15 protein-coding genes and 2 pseudogenes are annotated in these 18,763 nt (G+C 61.5%); 4 read left to right on the forward strand and 13 right to left on the reverse strand.

What is annotated here, in order from left to right; genetic code table 11:
- Positions 1 to 236 precede the first annotated feature (236 nt).
- The 11 genes from PQR02_RS07395 to PQR02_RS07445 form a co-directional block, all read right to left on the reverse strand.
- The gene (locus PQR02_RS07395; RefSeq protein WP_149670404.1) at positions 237 to 593 is read right to left on the reverse strand and encodes a Rap1a/Tai family immunity protein; all 357 of its coding nucleotides are present in this window, start codon (positions 591 to 593) and stop codon (positions 237 to 239) included.
- 210 nt (positions 594 to 803) lie between these two features.
- Entirely contained in the window at positions 804 to 1,544 is a 741-nt protein-coding gene (locus tag PQR02_RS07400) for an ankyrin repeat domain-containing protein (protein ID WP_408227696.1), read from the reverse strand.
- A gap of 52 nt (positions 1,545 to 1,596) precedes the next feature.
- The gene (locus PQR02_RS07405; RefSeq protein ID WP_408227699.1) at positions 1,597 to 2,388 is read right to left on the reverse strand and encodes a TatD family hydrolase; all 792 of its coding nucleotides are present in this window, start codon (positions 2,386 to 2,388) and stop codon (positions 1,597 to 1,599) included.
- A gap of 33 nt (positions 2,389 to 2,421) precedes the next feature.
- Complete coding sequence (locus PQR02_RS07410; protein ID WP_408227702.1) at positions 2,422 to 2,946, reverse strand: GNAT family N-acetyltransferase; 525 nt, start codon at positions 2,944 to 2,946, stop codon at positions 2,422 to 2,424.
- Between the two features lie 96 nt (positions 2,947 to 3,042).
- On the reverse strand, positions 3,043 to 4,077 hold the full coding sequence (locus PQR02_RS07415) for a DNA polymerase III subunit delta' (RefSeq protein WP_408227705.1): 1,035 nt from the start codon (positions 4,075 to 4,077) through the stop codon (positions 3,043 to 3,045).
- 106 nt (positions 4,078 to 4,183) lie between these two features.
- The gene (gene tmk, locus PQR02_RS07420; protein WP_408227708.1) at positions 4,184 to 4,804 is read right to left on the reverse strand and encodes a dTMP kinase; all 621 of its coding nucleotides are present in this window, start codon (positions 4,802 to 4,804) and stop codon (positions 4,184 to 4,186) included.
- Positions 4,804 to 5,814: an endolytic transglycosylase MltG gene (mltG, locus tag PQR02_RS07425; protein ID WP_408227711.1), complete on the reverse strand. Its 1,011-nt coding sequence runs from the start codon at positions 5,812 to 5,814 to the stop codon at positions 4,804 to 4,806. The genes tmk and mltG overlap by 1 nt, the downstream gene beginning before the upstream one ends.
- Before the next feature lie 575 nt (positions 5,815 to 6,389).
- A complete protein-coding gene (locus PQR02_RS07430; protein WP_408227714.1) occupies positions 6,390 to 6,845 on the reverse strand; it encodes a ribonuclease in 456 nt (151 codons plus the stop codon).
- Positions 6,846 to 7,146: 301 nt separating this feature from the next.
- Complete coding sequence (locus PQR02_RS07435; RefSeq protein ID WP_408227717.1) at positions 7,147 to 8,133, reverse strand: hypothetical protein; 987 nt, start codon at positions 8,131 to 8,133, stop codon at positions 7,147 to 7,149.
- A gap of 311 nt (positions 8,134 to 8,444) precedes the next feature.
- A complete protein-coding gene (locus tag PQR02_RS07440) occupies positions 8,445 to 9,122 on the reverse strand; it encodes a carbonic anhydrase (protein ID WP_408227720.1) in 678 nt (225 codons plus the stop codon).
- Positions 9,123 to 9,140: 18 nt separating this feature from the next.
- Positions 9,141 to 10,454 carry a DUF2254 domain-containing protein gene (locus PQR02_RS07445; protein WP_408227723.1) on the reverse strand — a complete coding sequence of 438 codons (1,314 nt, stop codon included), beginning with the start codon at positions 10,452 to 10,454 and terminating at the stop codon, positions 9,141 to 9,143.
- 639 nt (positions 10,455 to 11,093) lie between these two features.
- Between PQR02_RS07445 and PQR02_RS07450 the strand changes: the two genes are divergently transcribed.
- From PQR02_RS07450 to PQR02_RS07460, 3 genes and pseudogenes are all read left to right on the forward strand, one after another.
- Positions 11,094 to 11,837 carry a hypothetical protein gene (locus tag PQR02_RS07450; RefSeq protein WP_408227726.1) on the forward strand — a complete coding sequence of 248 codons (744 nt, stop codon included), beginning with the start codon at positions 11,094 to 11,096 and terminating at the stop codon, positions 11,835 to 11,837.
- A 412-nt stretch (positions 11,838 to 12,249) separates the two neighbouring features.
- Positions 12,250 to 13,392 carry a PQQ-dependent sugar dehydrogenase gene (locus tag PQR02_RS07455; RefSeq protein WP_408227729.1) on the forward strand — a complete coding sequence of 381 codons (1,143 nt, stop codon included), beginning with the start codon at positions 12,250 to 12,252 and terminating at the stop codon, positions 13,390 to 13,392.
- 769 nt (positions 13,393 to 14,161) lie between these two features.
- Positions 14,162 to 14,482: pseudogene (locus PQR02_RS07460) on the forward strand (integrase core domain-containing protein); the annotation flags it as partial.
- Positions 14,483 to 14,515: 33 nt separating this feature from the next.
- On the opposite strand, the pseudogene PQR02_RS07465 reads toward PQR02_RS07460, so the two are convergent.
- A pseudogene (locus PQR02_RS07465) lies at positions 14,516 to 14,632 on the reverse strand (integrase); the annotation flags it as partial.
- A 697-nt stretch (positions 14,633 to 15,329) separates the two neighbouring features.
- Between PQR02_RS07465 and PQR02_RS07470 the strand changes: the two are divergent.
- Complete coding sequence (locus tag PQR02_RS07470; protein WP_408227732.1) at positions 15,330 to 17,372, forward strand: alkaline phosphatase family protein; 2,043 nt, start codon at positions 15,330 to 15,332, stop codon at positions 17,370 to 17,372.
- Between the two features lie 622 nt (positions 17,373 to 17,994).
- Here PQR02_RS07470 and PQR02_RS07475 read toward each other — a convergent pair.
- Entirely contained in the window at positions 17,995 to 18,744 is a 750-nt protein-coding gene (locus PQR02_RS07475; RefSeq protein ID WP_408227735.1) for a glutathione S-transferase family protein, read from the reverse strand.
- Between the last annotated feature and the right edge of the window lie 19 nt (positions 18,745 to 18,763).

Raw genomic sequence — 18,763 nt, forward strand, 5'->3', positions numbered from 1 at the left:
GTGTGGCGCAGCCACGAAACTACCGACATCCTGGTATTCACCCCCGCGAAGGGAGAGCCGGCCCAGCGCCCCGCCATGCGCAAGCAACCTGAATTTTCAACCAGGTTTGACGCGTTCGTCCCGGGGCGGGTTTTCAGACTCGCGACAGTCCGAGCCGCACACAAAAGCACACGCAGACCAGAACACGCGTGTCTCTCCAGTCTGCTATCACATCGACTAACAGCTCAACTTCCAGATCAACTTCCGCTCTTGCAGGGAAACGCTTTGCCGAGTCCCAGCGATATCGCCGTGCTGGCGTTGTAGCCGGCTACGTTCGGATTTTCCGCAATGTATTGGCGCACCGCGTCGGTCAACTGCGCCGAGCGCGCGTCGGCCGGCAGGCAGAAGTACTGGCCGACCCGCGGGCCGGTCGTGCCGCCGATCGCGTCGATGGTATTGAAGATGCCGTCGGCGGCGCCCTCGATATAGGCCGCGCATGCACTGCGTGATGCCACATCGGTCTTGGTGCACAGCTTGTTGAGGTCGCCTCCCGTAAACGCGGCTGCCGATAGCGGGACGGCAAACGCGCTGGCGAAAATCAAAGCCCGCAGCATGGTGTTCCTTTCCAGGGTCGTTTATCAGGCGGTCTTACGCCGCATCCAGAGGGCGCGCCGCGCGGCGCGCCAAGTCGTCATTCTGCACTGTTTTACGACGCGGCAGCAGCCAGACTGCCGCGATCTTCAGGCCGAAGCTCGCGCCAACGCATGGTGAAGCCGCGCCGAAGTCGAGGTCACAGGTGCGCCTCGCCACGTCTCACCGGCCGTTCACTTCTGCTGCATCTGCTGCAGGCGCGCGCTCAGGCCTTCGACCACGTCCGGCTCCTTGTAGGTCTTCGCGAAATCGAGCGCCGTCATGCCGATCTGGTTTTTCACCGTCAGATCCGCGCCATTGTCGAGCAGCAGCTTGACCGTCGACACATGGCCGCCGCGCGCCGCCATCATCAGCGGCGTGGTGCCGTTCGGCGAACCGGCGTCGACGTAGGCCGAATGGTCGAGCAGCACCTTGACGATATCGTCGTGCCCGTTCGCGGCCGCGTAGTGCAGCGGCGCCCAGCCCTTCTTGTTGACCTCGGCATCTTTCGCGATCAGCAGGTTGACGAAGTCCAGGTCGCCGCCCAGCGCGGCCATCATCATCGCGTTCTCGCCGGCCTTGTCCTCGATCTCGATGTTGGTCTTCGGATTGGCGAGCAGCGCCGCGCCCACCTTGTCGGACTTCTCGCGCGCGGCGAGCACCAGCAGCGGGATGCCCTGGTTATCGACGCTGTTCGGGTCCATGCCCTTGGCGAGCAGCTTGTTCACGCCGTCGACGTCGTCGAACTTGACCGACTTGATCAGCGAATCGATCGGCGCGGCTTGCACCGGCGCTGCGCTCAGCGCCGTCAGCACCGCGCACGCGACGGTGGCCGCGAGCGCCCCGCGCGAGACGCGGCGCCGCGCCGAAGCCAGTGCGCCGCGCAGGGTGGAAGTCTGTTGAAGTGCAACGGTCGACATCGAAATGATTTTCATAACTTACTTTAGGATACTTCCCTATCCTTTTGATATTGCAAGTTTTTAAGACTCAAGCACCAGCAGGCGCGGGGATCTTGAAAAGACGGAAGAAGTTCTGCGTGGTGGCGGCGGCCAGCGCCTCGTCCGGCATCTCGCGTTGTTGCGCGATGAAGCGTCCGACATAACTTACGTACGCAGGTTCATTAGGCTTGCCGCGATACGGCACCGGTGCGAGGTACGGCGAGTCGGTTTCGATCAGCAGGCGCTCGAGCGGCACGCGGCGCGCGACGTCCTGCACGTCGGTCGCGCTCTTGAACGTGACGATGCCCGACAGCGAGATATGAAAATTCTGCGCGAGCGCCTGCTCGGCGACCGACCACGGCTCGGTGAAGCAGTGCATCACACCGCCCGGCACGCTCGCGCGTTCCTCGGCCATGATGCGCAGCGTATCTTCCGCCGACGCCCGCGTGTGGATGATCAGCGGTTTGCCGGTCGCATGCGCGGCGCGGATGTGGGTGCGAAAGCGCTCGCGCTGCCATTCCATGTCGGCGATCGTGCGGCCTTCCAGACGGTAGTAGTCGAGCCCCGTCTCGCCGATCGCCACCACCTTCGGATGCTCGGCCAGTTCGATCAGCTCGGCCACGCTCGGCTCGCGCATTTCCTCGTGATCGGGATGCACGCCGACCGACGCGTACACGTTCTCGTGCCGGCTGGCGATCTCCAGCACGGACGGCAGCGTCTCCAGATCGACCGAGACGCACAGCGCATGCGTGACCGAATGGCTGCGCATGTTCTCGAGCACCTGCGGCAAGCGGTCGGCGAGGCCTTCGAAGTTGATGTGACAGTGCGAGTCGACAAACATGATGAGGTCCTGCGAAAAATGGCTTGGGGGTGATCAGGCGGCGGTGTGGGCTGGATCGAGACGCTTGCCGAGAATCACCAGATCGCGCTCCACACCGTCCAGCACGGCCACGCGCGGCAGCGTGCCCCACGCGTCGAAGCCGAAGCCGCGGAACAGCCGCAGGCTCGCGTCGTTGTGGCCGAACACGAAGCCCAGCACGGTGTCGATGCCGAGCGTCGGCGCCGCCGCCAGCGAGGCCGTCAACAATTGCTTGCCGAGCCCCTGGCCGCGCGCGCTTTCGTCGAGGTAGATGCTGACCTCGGCGGTGCGCTGATAGGCCGGGCGGCCGTAGAAATCCGAAAAGCTCAGCCACGCGATCACGCGGCCGGGCTGCCGCGGGTCTTCCACCACCCACAGCGGGCGCTTTTGCGGACCATGCGCGTGAAACCACCCGAAGCGGCTTTCGACGCTGACCGGTTCGAGATCGGCGGTGACTTGCCGCGACGGTACCGTCGAGTTGTAGATGGCGACGATCGCGGGCAGATCGTCGAGGGTCGCATCGCGGTAGGCAAGACTCATGGTGCTTTTATTCGAAATGAAAGACGGATTACGGGGCGCATGGCAGGGCTTGGCGCGCAGCAGAAAACCCGGCCAGCCTGGACGGCGCGGCCAGGCTTACGCGAACAGCTCGCGGTAGCTGATAAACAGTTCCTCGAACACCAGCCGCGCGTTCAACGGATGGTTCTCGACCGCGCGCTGGCGCGTCACGGCGCGCATGAAACGCGCGAACGCGCTGGCGTCCGCTTGCGATGCGCAGCGCGTCAACGCCGCCGTCGCCTGCGGAAAATAACGCGGCGCGCCGGCAGTGCGCTGCGCCAGCAGATCGTACATCCAGCGCTGCAGCCAGCCCAGCACCAGCGGCACCGGCAGCTTTTGCAGCGCGTCGCCGCAGGCGAAGGCGTCGCAGTCGGGCCCGGCGGCCAGTTGCTTGAGGGTCCAGTCGCGCAGCGTGCGGTTCTCGTCGCTGGCGAGCGCGAGCGCCGCGAGCGGCGCGCCGCCGGCTTCGGCGAGCAGCGCGGGCGCTTCGGCGACGCCTTGCGCGGCCAGCCACCGCGCCGCCACCTCCGGCGCGGGCACGCTCAGCGGCCATTGGCGGCAGCGGCTGATGATGGTGGGCAGCAAACGGTCGATGCGCGCCGACACCATCAGGAACACGACGCCCGCGGGCGGCTCTTCCAGCGTCTTGAGCAGCGCATTGGCCGCCGCGAGGTTCAGCGCTTCGGCCGGATACAGCACGACCACGCGCGCGCCGCCCCGGTGCGAACCCACGCCGACGAAGTCGAGCAGACCGCGAATCTGCTCGATCTTGATTTCCTTGCTGGGCGTGCGGGTCTTCTTGCCTTCGTCGGCGTCGGCTTTCTCGGCCTTGTCGTCGGCCGCGGCGCCCACGCCGGCTGCCGCGGCGAGCGCCTCGGGCACGACGATCCGGTAGTCCGGATGATTGCCCTGCGCGAACCAGTTGCAGGCCACGCACGCGCCGCACGGCTCGCCATTGGACTGCTGCGCCTCGCACAGCAGTCCTTGCGCGAGATGCTGCGCGAAGCGCAGCTTGCCGATGCCCACCTGCCCATGCAGCAACAACGCGTGCGGCCAGTGGCCGCGCAGCTGTTGCAGGCGGTTCCAGTCATCGGCTTGCCACGGATAGATCATCGTTTCTCTTTGAAATCAATCGGTTAAAAGCGTTATTTGAGCCACAACATCAGAATAGCCCGAAGTTTTTCCTGCTGTTATAACGGCGATTTATATTTTTTTAAAATCAAAGAACTGTGATTAATTCTTCAAGCTGTTTCTGAATCCGCGCAATGCTCTGCGAAGAGTCGATGATAGCGAACCGGTATGGCGCCTCTTCTGCTCGGCGCAGATACTCGGTGCGGGTGCGCCCGAAAAATGCCGCCGACTCGCTCTCGAAGCGATCCGGATCGCGCGCCGCGCTGCGCCGTTCGTTGGCGATCTCGGGCGGCAGGTCGAACAGCACCGTCAGGTCCGGCTGGAAGCCGCCCTGCACCCAGCGCTCCAGCGTTTCCAGCTTGTCGCGCGGCAGGCCGCGGCCGCCGCCCTGATATGCAAAGGTCGCGTCGGTGAAACGGTCCGACAGCACCCAGTCGCCGCGCGCGAGCGCCGGCTCGATCACTTCGGCCAGATGCTGGCGGCGCAGCGCGAACATCAGCAGCGCCTCGGTTTCGAGGTCCATCTTCTGGTGCAGCACGATCTCGCGGATCTGTTCGCCGAGTGCCGTGCCGCCGGGCTCACGCGTCATGACGACCGAGCGGCCGGCGCTCGCCACCTTCGCTTCGAGCCGTTCGCGAAACCAGCCGAGATGGGTCGTCTTGCCAGCGCCGTCGATGCCCTCAAACGTGATGAATTTGCCCCGCGCCATCATTGCCCTCGAATGTATTTGTCCACGGCCTTGTTGTGATCGCCGAGGGTGTCAGAAAAGATGCTGCTGCCATCGCCGCGTGACACGAAGTACAGCGCGGAGTTTTGCGCCGGGTTCAGCGCCGCCTGCAGCGACGCGACCCCCGGCAACGAGATGGGAGTCGGCGGCAAGCCCATCCGGGTGTAGGTATTGTAGGGAGTGTCGGTTTGCAGGTCTTTCTTTCTGATGTGGCCGGCGTAGCCGTCACCCATGCCGTAGATCACGGTCGGGTCGGTTTGCAGCGGCATGCCCGCACGCAGCCGGTTCGCGAACACCGCCGCCACCATCGGCCGGTCCGACGTCTTGCCGGTTTCCTTTTCGATGATCGAGGCCATCGTCAATGCGTCGTACGGCGTCTTGTACGGCAGGTTCGGCGCGCGCGCGAGCCACGCCTCGTCGAGCCGCACGCGCATCAGCCGGTAGGCGCGGCGGTAGATGTCGAGATCGCTGGTGTTCTTGTCGAACAGATAGGTGTCCGGGAAAAACAGCCCCTCGCCGTTGCCGATCGACGCCTCCGGCGCGCCGATCGCGGTCATCAGGTCAGCGTCGCTCAAGCCGGCCGTGTCGTGTTTGAGCGCCGGATTGGCGTCCAACTCGGCGCGCATGCGCTTGAAAGTCCACCCTTCGATGATGGTCGCCACGTACTCGTTGACGTCGCCGCGGGCGATTTTCTGCAGCACCTCGTAGGGCGTCACACCGGTCTTGAACTCGTAGTTGCCTGATTTCAGCTCGGTTTGCAAACCCAGCAGCCGCGTCATGACGATGAACAGCTCCGGCTCGACCGGCACACCGCCGCGATTGAGCTGCAGCGCGACGCTGCGCAGGCTGCTGTGCGGTTTGACGGTGACGTCGAGTTGCGCGGGGGTCAGGTCGAGCGGCTTGGTGGCCCAATGGTATCCGCCAGCTATTGCGACTGCGGCCAGCACAACGACAATCGCGCCGGCGACGAAACATTTCTTCAGGAGGGACACGACGAGGAATGGTTAAATTTTGAACCGCAAGCGGTTGAATTAAATCACGAATGTCTCGCACGGTCAGCATTGGGACTCTGCCCGTTGGTAGCCTTTTTGGCCCATTTCGACCAGTATTGTATAGGTGTGGGCACGATGTGCGCACAAACAGCAAAGCTGCCCGCAGGCGGGTTTCTCACGATCACTCGCTATTCTGCGGTGTCGGGCACCCGCTGCTTCGTGCGCAATGATCTGGCGCTTCGTCCAGCGAGGGCGAGCGGGTTGATGCGCCAAACCCAACCTGGACGACGGGTGTGATCGCGCTCAGCCCGAGGGTCGACTGCCGCTTACGGCAATCTGCCGTTCGATGGCCAACCGTGACAGGTCGCGGGAAGCCTCTTGCCTGTCGCTCTCGACATCATCGCGGCGGACGTCGGCTTGCGGGCAAGGCAAACGTGTACTGCAGTCGCGGACCTTCAGAACACCGTTAGGATGACTACAAAAAATCGAACTCGCGCCGACGGCCCTGCTTTAGCACGCGGGGTTTTGCGACACTGCTTTACGGGAGGCCCGGGGCGTTTTTTAATTGGCTCACGCTATTCTGCAATGCGTTTGAAACTGACGTAGTAATCGTCGGTGTAGTAGCAGTCATTGGTCTGCCTGCGCGGCCCACCACAGACGATGCGGCGCTGCCCGCGATCCGCCGAACCAGGCGTGCGAACGGTGTATGTGTGGTAATAGCCGCGCGGATGCTGCGGCAGCAATGCCGCGCTGTTGCGGAACAACACGCCGTCCTCGCCAAAAGGGAAAGGGCCGCCCGCTTTGATCAGACGCAGTGTTTCGGCTGCTTCCCCCGGCAACTGCGCCTTGGTGACGGCGGCCAGCGCGCCCGATGCGGCGGGTGTGCCGCTCGCGGCCTGCCCAGGCTGATCCGGCGCCTGACTCGCAGATGCGCCCGATTCCTGAGTCGCGTTTCGCGATCCATCCTTGCCGCATCCGCCGAGGATCGTGCTCAGGATGAGGATGCAGGAGAAAGCCCATGCTCGCTTCACGAACGGTTGTCTCCGGGTTGACTGGCATTCGACGACCACGAACGATTTAAGGGTATCGCTAATGGCAGAGTGAATCAATGTTCGGCAGGAAATAGGAATTTTTTAGTCGACCACCAGGCCGATGCGCGGTTCTCGGCGTTCGAGAAGAAGGCCAATCCAGCGGATTGCGGTGGGGCTCGTTTTATCGTGTCGTTGGAGACCGAACGACCTGCATAGGCGCACAACCGGGTGTGGCGACATTGCCAGCGCTGACGAAGCGTTGCGCGCAAACCGGAATCGGGAGGCCGACGGTCCGCAAGAGCTAGAAACTCATCGCAAACCCGAACGACACGCCGTGCACGTTGTGTCCGAATACGTACCGCACCATCGCGCGCGTGCGGGCGATGAGGATGGGATACTTGCTGCTATCGAGTTCAAGCCCGACTCCCAACGACGTCAGGTCGTTGAACCCCAGCACGCCGGCGCTGTCGCCAAAATAGTGTGAATAAGCGGCTTCGAGCACATAGCGGACCGGCCGGTCCAGTGCGTGCCAGCCGGTAGGTGCTCGCCAGCGTGTCCACAGGCTCACTTGCTGCGCCATGGCCGAACCCTGAACGGCCTCCGACGAACCCCCGAAGCTGCGCAGGTAGATGTCGGTGGCCCGCAATTCGGCATCGATTTCGTAGTTTTCGCGGTAGTGCTCATAGTCGAGCATGAGTGAGCCACCGTACCCGTACGCGTCCAGCGAGCCATTCTCGAGGAACTGCAGGTTGCTGTCGGTGACGTGATTGAAGAGCGTCTGCCCCACCTTCAGATCGCTCGAGACACGTCCGATCGTACCGTTCAGGATTGGACGGAACACCAGTTCATCCGTGATCCGGAAGTCCCAGCCGACGCCGACCGTACCACTGAAAGTGTTCCATTTTGTGGGGACCGCACGCTGCTCGGCGCCATCCGTAGCGATAAAGATCGGATCGTAACGGCTGTAGGCGAGCGTGCCCTCCAGGTACAAAGGGAAGGATTTACTGAGGGTGAAGCCGCCGCCAAACTGGGTCTGACCGAAACTGGGATTGCCGGTGGTGCCGCTATTGACCGACAGGTTACTGGTCGTCACGTCGGGGACTGTCGTGTAGGTCATGATCGCGAGCACGGCGTTGGCATGCTGCTTGACGTTGCCGCCGATCACCGTATTGTTCGTCAATTGACCCGGCGCGGTCTGCGCATCCGACAGGCAAGGCAGCACGGTGAAGACCAGCGCGGCGCACGCCCATGATGCGCGACAGGACCGACGTGCCTGCAGCGCGGGCATTGTCAAGCGACCTCGCCATTTGTCCGCGCGACTGGAGGCTGCCGCACAGCGTACCGAACGCACATGACTCACTCCTGTCAGTCAGGTCGTTTCGTTTAACTTCCACGAGACCGACATTCCCGGCCGGCACAACGGTTCCACACAGCCGGCCTGGCGCGTAACCACCGTTCTACCGTTCGCAGCACCCGGAGTGGGCAGCATCAAAGCCCGCCCAATTGTATCGCTGAACGAGCCGATGGATTTCGGCGCAGACCTACGGCAGCCGTTGAAGAGGCTAGCTGTTCGGATGCCTGCGCCTGAAGCGCTCACCTTCATCGCGCCCGTGCGGCAAGACGCGCAATGATCCGATCAGCCATCGCCCGGTCGATGATTTCGAATGAGCGGCTCGTGCGCAGGTAGGCATACATGTCGCCGGTCGCGATGTCGAACCACCAGCCGCTCAGCACCAGCGCCCCGGCAGTGACCTGCTGGCGCACGATCGGGTAAGTCATGAGATGCTCGAGTTGCACAAGTACGTTCAGTTGCGACAACTGATCGTGCGGTTTCAGCCTGTCATCGAGTGGACCTTCGTTTTCGAGGCGAAACGCTGCGTTGTTGGCGTGGCACAGCCATTTATCGAGGTTCGGCGTTTTCAGCCTGGCGTTGCGTGTCGACACGGCCTTCATCGCACCACATTCGGAATGCCCGCATACAACAATATTCGCGACCTTCAACATCAGCACTGCGTACTCGATCGCGCTCGCCTCGGAGAGGTCCCCGGTGGAAACGCCCTCTGCGGTCGCCGGCGGTATCAGGTTGCCGACGTTGCGCATCGTGAACAGATCGCCCGGATGGGTCGAGGCAAGCAGGTCGGGTACAACCCGGCTGTCCGAGCACGTGATGAAGAGCGCGTCAGGCGCCTGCGAAAGTGCCAGTTTGCTGAACTGCTTCGCGTATTGCGGCAGCATCTTCTCGCGGAATTCGACGATGCCCATGATGAGTTTGCGCATGGCTTGCCTCCGAAAGGGCTAGTTGTTCGCCGTCGCGGCCGCCGAACCTCCAAGCCCTTGCGAGTCAGGGATGCGGGCCAACGCCAGGTCCTCCGGAAACGGATGCTCCGAGGCGATCGCGCGATCGAGCAGTATCAACTCGATGCGCAATGCTTCATGACGATGCTCCGGCAGGCTTTGGATGAGGTTCTCTATCGCCGCGCGCAGACGCCCCGCGATTTGAATGCTGCCCGCGCCGCACTGTCGTATCTCGCGGAAACTGATGTGCACGAAGTTTTCCCACTTGGGCGTGCGCAAGATCACGCGCACCCGTCCCGACCCGTCCACCCTCTCTTCGATGTGCAAAGACCGTTTGCCCACCAGGCGCAATAGCCGGTGCAACTGGTCGATCGCCAGCACCGCTGTGGTGGGATCGTTGATCGCTGCCGACAGCGCTTTCAGCGCAATATCCACCAGGATGCGAAACGCGAACATGGGGTCCTGCTCCATCGTGCGCTCCGTTCCGAAGGCGACAAGCGTGCGCAGCCTGCTGTCGTCGATTGCGGCGGAGTTCCCATACAAATAAAACAACGGTTCGTCCACCGCGACGAAATCACCGACTTGCGGCACGAATTCGATGACGATGTCGGCACGCCGCGCCTTGGCCACCAGCCTTTCCAGATTCACGGCCAGAACAATGCGGGATTTGCCGCGCTGACGAATAATGCGATCAGGTGCGCCTCGCTTTCTGCCGCGTTCCGTCGGGGTTGCTACACCCGTAGCCGGCGCGGGATAAACGTCCTCGATGACCGCGATCCCCTGCTCCCCAACGCGAGCCACGAGGCTGACGGGACGCAAAAATTTCGCGGCGTAGTCAATGAGGAAAAGGAAAGCAACGACGGAGGCGAATCCGAATAGCGCTGTGATGAACACCTGAAGCTGGTGTACCTCATTCTCACCCATCCAGCTCTGCGTTCTGTCGGCGAACAGCAGGGTGAAAACGAATAGTCCCGAGATGCCACGGATGATGTTATCGCGCAGCAGTGTCGTCGCGATGATCCGCGGGGTGTATTGCCCGCCTGCGATCTGGATTGCGACGAGCAGTGAACCGAACGTAAATACCAGAAACGCCATGTCTGCGGAAACGATGTCGCCGAGCAACGACCGCGCCCCAGTCATGGACAGCCCAAGAAAGCCGGTTTTCGGATCAAGGGTTCCCTGCCTGATCATCCACCTGCCCACCATTTCGGTCACAGGCTTCACCACGGCATAGATCGCGACTGCGATGAGCGGCACAGTCCACAGCGAAGATCTGAGGTAGCTCTTCAAGCTGTACCAGCGATTCCAGTCCATGCCTGCTTTCTCCCTGCGATGCATATTGCAGCGGACGCCCAAGACATCCGCGGTTCGCCAGCCGGCGGGCAGAGGGGGCTTTCCGGCCGGGCGCGCGCATTGCTATCACTGCCTCACGGCCTCGTCGGTCGTCGGCTTGATGACCCGTCGGTGTTCAGACCACCTCCGCCGGGACTTCCAAACCTCTGCTTTTTCCGCGATGCACGATCTGCGGACAGGGTGAACCCTCTCAATACAATATGACCCCCGGAGTTCAGGCCGGTCAATGAGACCTTAGGCCGACAGACTAGAGACGCGTGCGCCACGCGACGGGCTCGGTCGCTCCCAAAATATACGTTGGCGAGCTAGCCGATTCGGATGTGTGGAATGGCGGTTAAACATCTCATGGCGGCGGTCGATGTCTGTGCGATGGTGCCAGCGAATGACGCTTCATGGCCCGTATCCGGCCCGGCGCGGTCGGCCCCACCTCGTCCGAGAAACTATGCCACGCCTGCAAACTGGCATGAAGTAAGCGCCCCTCCCACTCTGGTCTTGGCAATCTCGGATGTTGCCCACGCTGGGCGGACACCGTTGTCGACGCGATACGGATAATCCGGGCATACTTGTCCACACCACTGCTTCGGGTCGCAGGAGCGAACCATGGCGCTCACGCTCGTGAGCTTTCCGGTCTTGGCGACGATGTTGGGCGTGGCGCTCAACGCGTTGACCGGCTGCGGGGGGAACGCGGTCGCGCCCTCGCCTTCCGCGAGCATCGCTGCGCCTGCGATCCCCACCGGCGCAACTCCCTCCGGATTCTTCAAGATCGGCAAGGGGCAGACGTACGCGCTTTGCGCGACCGCCAGCTGTACGGTGCTGAACCAAGTGGCCTACTGCCAATGCGACTTCAAAGAGGGGGACAGCATCAGCTTGCCGCTGCGGGTAGACGGCCAGGACGTCTGCTCGATAAATGCCAACGGCGTCGACAATGGGTACATGGTGAGCACGTTCAGCTTGCCGGAGTCCGTGGTCGCGCCATCCGGCCATCGCGCGCTCTATACCTGCCCAGCAGGGTCCACCGGCGGCTACGCGCAATGCGACGGCGGAATCTGCTTCACCAGCAGCAACGGCAGCTCGTTCCCCGGGTTCGACAAGCCGCTCGGCAGCGCGGGCATCATCTGCGCGTGCCCGGTAACCCAGACCCCGGGCTCACCCGTCGGCTACCAGATCGCCGGGCCTTATCCTTGCGTCGATTCGTATTTCCGCTACTGCAACAGCCAGACCGCCAACGCCAGCACGGGCTCGACGGTCAAGGTCGGCGCCCCGACCGGCACGGCCAGGTTCCTTGCCCTGCAACTTAACGGAAGCGCGCCGAAGTTGAACGAGTGCCGTGCCCCGTCTCAGTAGGCGCGAGAGCGCAGAGCCAGGCCACGCTCGCTCGCCTGTCGCAAGAGCGCCTGCGATCGGCTCTCGAGCATGACCGCTCCTGGCTGGACTTAGAGGAATGGCCACCGTCGCAATTCGACCCATCTGTCGCCCTGCCGCGCATCCAGGTGAATAAAGCGTTGTGATGGAGCAAGCGTTGGTTTCCTCGCAACGGACAAACCCGGTTCGGGCATCCAGCGTTTTTGCCAGGGGAGCGCGTTCCGGCTGCAACTCATTCTCCCATTCAGCTTACTTGCCTGGCGAGCGGTGACAGTCTTTTGTCCGCCGCCCGCGGGAGCACGGCGCACCATTGAATCATCTGCGGCGTCAAAACCGACGATTCACGTGTGGTGCGTGGCGCTGCCTCGCGGTTCGATCCGTGCGGGAGGATAAAGTGTCGCGCTATATGCAAAAGTGGTTAAGCCAAAGCCGCGTAATCGCCGCGCTGGCACTGCTGCTGACGTTACCGTTTTTGACCGATCCGGCGCACGCGGTTCCCCCGGATGCTGTCGTACCCAATGCCGCGGCTGTTGGGAAGTCGGTTAGGTGCCAACCCACTTCCATCACCAGCCCGCAACCGACCCTCCCAAATGGTTTTACCGAGCAGATTTTGTACAGTGGCTGCCTTAATCAGCCGACCGCGATAAGTTTCAACGGAAATGAGAACAAGGTCTTCGTTGCCGAAAAAGGGGGCAAGGTTTGGAAATGTGATTTGGCGACCCCTACCTGCACGTTATTTGCCGACCTTGGCAGTGAAATCTGCAACGATGGCGACCGTGGTCTTCTCGGACTTGCAGTCGATCCTAAGAATGATGGCAAGGTCTACGTGCTTTACACTACGCCTCCTGCTACGGGAGCGTGTAGCGGAAACGTTCTTACCCACGGCCAACTTTCGCTTTTGACTCGGTCGGGCGAAGCGAAGATCCTTCCCTCCGCCGGGTCCACCAATCAGACGTGGTGCTTTTACTACCAGTCTCACAGTATCGGGGGCTTGGCGTTTGGAACCGATAACAGAACTCTATATGTTAGTGCCGGCGACGGCGCAAGCTTCAACCAGGTGGATTACGGGCAGTTAGATAACGCTTGTGGCGATGGTACAAATCTGCCGCAGGGGGCGTTTCGCAGTCAGGGCGTTTCGCCTTACAGCGACGGGGTCATTCTCCGGATAACGAACCTAGGTACCAGAAGCCAAAGCGCTGCCGTTGTCGCAAGCGGCTTGCGCAATCCTTTCCGTTTCGCCCGTATGCCCGACACGGATGACCTGTATGTCGGCAATGTGGGTTGGAACACCTGGGAGGCCATCGATCGCATCAGCGTCGACGGGAAGAACTTTGGCTGGCCTTGCTACGAAGGATGGGATCCCAATAACAACTTCGGTCCGGCTCCTCAGACCGAGTACCAGAGCACTGCTTATTGCGGGAGCGTGGGGGGTGTCACTCCACCGTACTTTGCGTATGCGCATCAGAGTTACGTAACACCCGAGGACAGCACAGGAAGGACCTGCGGCGCCGAGCCGTCCGCCGGGGGCCCGGATTAGAACGGTAGTGTGATCTCCGCCATCGGATTCACTGACAAGACCCGCACAACCTATCCTCCCCCGTTTAACAATGCTCTGTACTTTGGCGATCTTCTCCGGAAATGCATCTGGACAATAGACGTGGCCGCGCAGCCTCCGAATAACACCCCTCGGACGTTTGCAAAGGGTCTGCAGGGAGGGCCAGTGGATTTGAAAGCCGGTCAGAACGGGGACCTTTTCTACGTAGACCTGGTTACCAGTACGGTGAGGCGAATTACGCACAAATCGTCCGAGCGAGGGTCGGACGAATGACGGCTCGTGGTCGATCGCCGCCCGACACGGAAGGCCGCACCCGTTAAGGTTTATTCGATGCCTGCCATCGGCCGCAGGAATGTGCATGCCTGCGCGCATGTCGGCAGGCGTCGAATAAACCCGATGGAGGAAACCGCGGAGTGCCCCAATGCGGTTGGAGGCTTCGCGGCTATGGCGATTGATAGGCCGGGATGGTCAGTGGTGTCGGATCCGCTACGGTCAGGCGGGGTGCCGGACGGGCGCTGACGCCGTAGCGAAGCGGTGTGGTCGTGCATTCGCGATGATGTAGTGGGCGGCCGTATCGCTTCGTGAAGCGACCGGGCAAACGTCCACCCCTGGGCCGCGTTGCCGCAGCGCCAACGTTTGACAGGCAGATCGGGGAACCGTGGCGTTCGTGTCTGATGCCGACGCATTGGCGGTGCGCGGATCGGGGCGCTGCGCGCGAGGATGTCAACGACGATCATCGGGGCCCCGCAGTGCCGACAACGGTAGCGAATTCTCAGGTCGCCTGCTCGACATGTGGGCGTATCACTACCGGGTGCAGATCGACTTCAGCCGGCCGGGCAAGCCCACCGATAACAGCTTCATCGAGACGTTCAATGGATCGTTCAGGGACGAATGTCTGAACCTGCACTGGTTCGCATCGCTTGCCGAGGCCAGACGCGAGATCGAAGCATGGCGCCGCGACTACAATGAGAGCCGGCCTCACATGGCGCTCTACGAGCTGACGCCGGGCGAATTCGCCCGGCAGTTCCGCCTTCAACCTGAAATCGGAGGCGGTCTAAACGTGGAACACTAACTCCGGGACCTGTCCAGGAAATCCGAGCAGTTCAAACTCACGCACCATGTGCAGATAGATGTCCTGCGTCCTGGGGGCAAGCTGGCGCATGCGCATGTCGTCGATCATGCGCTGGCGCAATGGGCTGGCGTTTGCCGGTAAGGAGGTCATGATTTGGCTCCTGCTGGAGAACGAGGCGGATTGCCTCATTCGCCAACATAAAGCCGCGTGACCGACCTCTCCCTGACCTCCAGCGTCAGACCGTAGCCCCTACCGCGCGAGCGGTTTAGTCCACCGACCTGTTTTGGTCGTTGGACCTGGCGCGACGTGAACGGCAGCTTTCAAGTGCATCGGACATTCGCACGCTGCGTCGAAGCGAAAAATCAGACGAAGAAGTGGACAACTGCTGCCGAAGAGTGCCGATCTACGTTAGGCCTTTCGACGGTTCGCCCGCTTCGCGCAAACAACTTTCGCGCGCTCGGATAGAGACACAGACCCAGAAAAGGCTAAAACCCCGCGTCGATACGCATGCTGAAACGCATGAACCGACCCATTACTTCGTCCGACGCGTTGACTCACCGATGTTTAGGGAAGGATTTTTTCGCTGTGCCAGTGTCATTTTGGCAAAAACTGAATTGACCCAAACAGCAAAGATGATCATAAGATCCGCGCCTGGACAGTCGAATCCTTCTCAGCCTGCAGTGAAGGGATTGGCGGCATTAGCGAACCTGATCACGTGCCATGGTTGCGCAAAAATTTCGCGTCCAACAGCGCGGGTAGAAAGGCAATTGAAGCGTTACTGTCTCGCCGCAGTCATGCTCTGTAAGTAAGTTTGTGAAAGATGGCCAACCTTACTAACGGAGCAGAAATGAAAAAGCAGCGAGCGTCGGAGCGACGCTATGTTTCAAAAGTCCCAGCCGTTCTCGCGGCATGCGCTGGATTCGCCGCGCTTGCGTTCGCGGCATCTCCCGGCACCGCCGCGGCAACAGATCAAGACAACGAATCTTCCACGCAAACGCCAATCAAACATGTGATTGTGATCGTCGGGGAAAACCGCACGTTCGATCACGTATTCGGCACCTACAAGCCGGCGAACGGGCAGTCGGTACAAAACCTCCTGTCGCAAGGCATCGTTAACGCGGATGGCTCGCCAGGCCCGAACTTCGCAAAGGCGCGCCAGTACCAGGCCACAGTGACGGGAACGACGCAGTTCGCGCTGGCGCCATCGATCAAGAGCCCCTACAGCACGCTGCCTTCGCCGAACATCGGTGGCACGGCCACTGCGGCGAGCGACACGACCGGTTCTCCATACGCAACGTACAACGCGGCCGCAAAGGCCGAGGGCGGAGCGCTCGAAGCGTCCGACATCGGCCAGCTGCTGACAGGTGCGTCCGGCTTACCAACAGGCGCAAAGGATGCGCGAGTCGCCAACTACAACGCACTGCAAAGTGGCCCTTATCCACTGCAATCGCCGCAGCAGTCATCGCTGTATGACTCGTACATGGGCGGTCCGGTGCACCGCTTCTACCAGAATTGGCAGCAGTCCGACTGCGACGTGTCCCACGCCACCCGCGAAAATCCGAGCGGCTGCCTGATGGATCTGTTCGCGTGGGTCGAGACCACCATCGGTGCGGGCAGCAACGGCAGCGCGCAACCCGCGGCGTTCAGCGACCAGACCACGAAGGAAGGTTCAAACGCGCTGGGCTTCTACAACGCGAGCAAGGGCGACATGCCGTATTTCACCCAGCTCGCACGCACCTATACGATCAGCGACAACTATCATCAGCCGGTGATGGGCGGTACGGGCGCGAATAGCATCATGGTCGGCGCCGCCGATGCCTACTACTACACCGACGGCAGCGGCAATGCGACGGTCCCGCCGTCGAATCAGATCGAAAATCCGAACCCGCTGACGGGTACGAACAACTGGTACACGCAGGACGGCTATTCGGGCGGTAGCTATAGCGACTGCTCGGACACGAGCCAGGCGGGTGTCGGGCCGATCAGCAAGTATCTCGCGTCGCTCTCCTACCATCCGAAGATGAACTGCGCGCCGCAACATTACTACCTGCTGAACAACTACAACCCGGGCTACAACGGAGACGGTACGGTGCTCGACAGGACGAAGTCGCCGTTCACAATCCCGCCGTCACCGGTACGCACGATCGGCGACACGTTGCTCGAACGTCACATTCCGTGGAAATACTACGGAGAAGGCTGGAACACGTTCGTCAGCAACCCGGCGACGAGCGTCTACTGCAACATCTGCAACCCGTTCCTATACGAGACGTCGATCATGACGAACCAGCAGGTCCGCGATACGCACCTTGCCGACACAACCGACCTGTATGCGGACATCAGCGCGGGCAACCTGCCGGCGGTGTCGTTCGTCAAGCCGGGTGGCAAGCTCGACGGGCATGCGACATCGTCAAAGTTTGGCCTGTATGAGGCCTTCGTGCATAAGATCGTCGATGCAGTGCAGAGCAATCCGAAGCTGTGGGCCAGTACAGCGATCCTGATTACGGTGGACGAAGGCGGCGGCTACTACGATTCGGGCTATATCCAACCAGTGGACTTCTTCGGCGATGGCCCACGCATTCCGATGATCGCGGTGTCGCCGTATTCGCAGGGCGGCCACGTCGCACACGGCTATGCCGACCACGCATCGCTGGCCAAGTTCATCGAACGCAACTGGGGGCTGCCGCCGATCACTGACCGCAGCCGCGACAACCTGCCGAACCCGGTCCAGCGGAACAAGAACCCGTACGTGCCTGTCAATGCGCCGGCGCTTGGCGATCTGTTCGACATGTTCAATTTCGATTCGGGTCATGGTCACGGCGGCGATAACCGGCAAATCGGCAACGCGAATGCCGACGAGCCGAGCGGCGCCAAAGGGGCGATGCCGTTCTGATCGGTTTTGAGCTGCGCGTGGCGGGCTAGGTCACTCATCGCCTCGCGTGGCAATTCGTTGATTTGAGGAGCCCGTTCCAGTGGACATGCTGCGAACGGGCTTTTTTGCATGACGGCAAGAGCAGTGTGGCAGTCGCGCGACTGGGGGGTGTTCACCAGCCTGGCGATCGCCGAGAAAAACGGCTTCGTCACGTTAAATAGCGACATATACACGCGACGCAAATGGCCGTTGTTTGAGGATACTGTTGAAAAAGTCGCTGTCTGTCTCTGTCGCAAGGTTTTTAGGGGTCCTCTCACCCTTGACCTGTGTTCGCGAGCGGCTTGTAGGCCGATCTGAGAGGTCGATTTTCTTGCGAGCGAATTGGAAAAGCAACGCAGCGACTTTTTCAACAGTATCTGAGTGTAGGCGACGCTCGAACGTCTGCATTGATGCGCGGGCGAATCACCGCAGATGGCCGACTTCTGCCTGACGCGCGTCGTTGACGGCGAACCGGAGGAGCCGTTCGAGCCGCATGGGCGGCTCACCACTTCAGCCGCCCATAGGAAGGCGCCCTCGCACCCGAAGTGGACTCTCTTTGCTCATTGGCCGCACTCGTTCATCCGATCGTCGTCAAAGCCCGGTGTCAACTGGCAGACTGCGACGCCCATTCGCTGAAGCTGGGTCCACCATGAACGGTTTTACTTCTTGCCCATTCCACCTCGGCGGCAGTGGCATACGTCATCCCTGGCTCCCACCAAAGTGCAGCTTCCTGCTGGAAAGAGGGTCGTCTTGCCATTCGCGCGACCAATGACGCGAGTTTGGGGCGACCCGGAGCGCCCCAGGACAATCGCAATGGGCGTGTTTCAATGAACTGACAGAAACAGGTGAGCAAAATATCCTGCGCGGAGATCACACCGGGGATGAATGCGCCGTCAGTGCCGATGAGCTGAGCCTCAAACCAATCGAGAAGATGCTGGTTCCGAATCGCGCATCGCGTGGCATGGCCATTTTCTTCGTGCCGGACCCCAGACCATTGCAGTTGCGACACCGTCGTCGTCGACACGCCGAAAGTTTGTAGCGTGGCGAGAACGAGCCTGTCGTGCCAGTTTGCCGTCGGGCGCACGTAGTCGGTCGCGAGGGGCTCCATGCCTTGCGGCGCGGGCAAACAGGGATAGTTGGACATGAGGTAATCGATGATCACGGCGGAATCCCAAAGAGCGAGGTTGCCGTCGACCAAGGTCGGAACCTGCAGGGTCGGCGCGATCTTCGCGCGCTCTTCGACGCTGGGCGTCGTGAAGGTCTCGACACGCTCAAAATCGAGCCCCTTCTCGACGAGCACGATGCGCACGGCGCGGGCAAAAGGCGATCCTGTCGTGAAGAATAGCTTGCGCATTCTGGTCCCCCTAAATGAT

It is taken from the genome of Paraburkholderia sediminicola (assembly GCF_046026895.1).
Taxonomy (GTDB): Bacteria; Pseudomonadota; Gammaproteobacteria; order Burkholderiales; family Burkholderiaceae; genus Paraburkholderia; species Paraburkholderia sediminicola_C.

Excerpts from the sequence above, each read along its gene's own strand:
- PQR02_RS07395 (WP_149670404.1), bottom strand. The coding sequence starts at position 593 with ATGCTGCGGGCTTTGATTTTCGCCAGCGCGTTTGCCGTCCCGCTATCG.
- PQR02_RS07445 (WP_408227723.1), bottom strand. The coding sequence starts at position 10,454 with ATGGACTGGAATCGCTGGTACAGCTTGAAGAGCTACCTCAGATCTTCG.
- PQR02_RS07470 (WP_408227732.1), top strand. The coding sequence starts at position 15,330 with ATGAAAAAGCAGCGAGCGTCGGAGCGACGCTATGTTTCAAAAGTCCCA.
- PQR02_RS07400 (WP_408227696.1), bottom strand. The coding sequence starts at position 1,544 with ATGAAAATCATTTCGATGTCGACCGTTGCACTTCAACAGACTTCCACC.
- tmk (WP_408227708.1), bottom strand. The coding sequence starts at position 4,804 with ATGGCGCGGGGCAAATTCATCACGTTTGAGGGCATCGACGGCGCTGGC.
- PQR02_RS07405 (WP_408227699.1), bottom strand. The coding sequence starts at position 2,388 with ATGTTTGTCGACTCGCACTGTCACATCAACTTCGAAGGCCTCGCCGAC.
- PQR02_RS07415 (WP_408227705.1), bottom strand. The coding sequence starts at position 4,077 with ATGATCTATCCGTGGCAAGCCGATGACTGGAACCGCCTGCAACAGCTG.
- PQR02_RS07450 (WP_408227726.1), top strand. The coding sequence starts at position 11,094 with ATGGCGCTCACGCTCGTGAGCTTTCCGGTCTTGGCGACGATGTTGGGC.
- PQR02_RS07435 (WP_408227717.1), bottom strand. The coding sequence starts at position 8,133 with ATGCCCGCGCTGCAGGCACGTCGGTCCTGTCGCGCATCATGGGCGTGC.
- PQR02_RS07410 (WP_408227702.1), bottom strand. The coding sequence starts at position 2,946 with ATGAGTCTTGCCTACCGCGATGCGACCCTCGACGATCTGCCCGCGATC.
- PQR02_RS07440 (WP_408227720.1), bottom strand. The coding sequence starts at position 9,122 with ATGCGCAAACTCATCATGGGCATCGTCGAATTCCGCGAGAAGATGCTG.
- PQR02_RS07475 (WP_408227735.1), bottom strand. The coding sequence starts at position 18,744 with ATGCGCAAGCTATTCTTCACGACAGGATCGCCTTTTGCCCGCGCCGTG.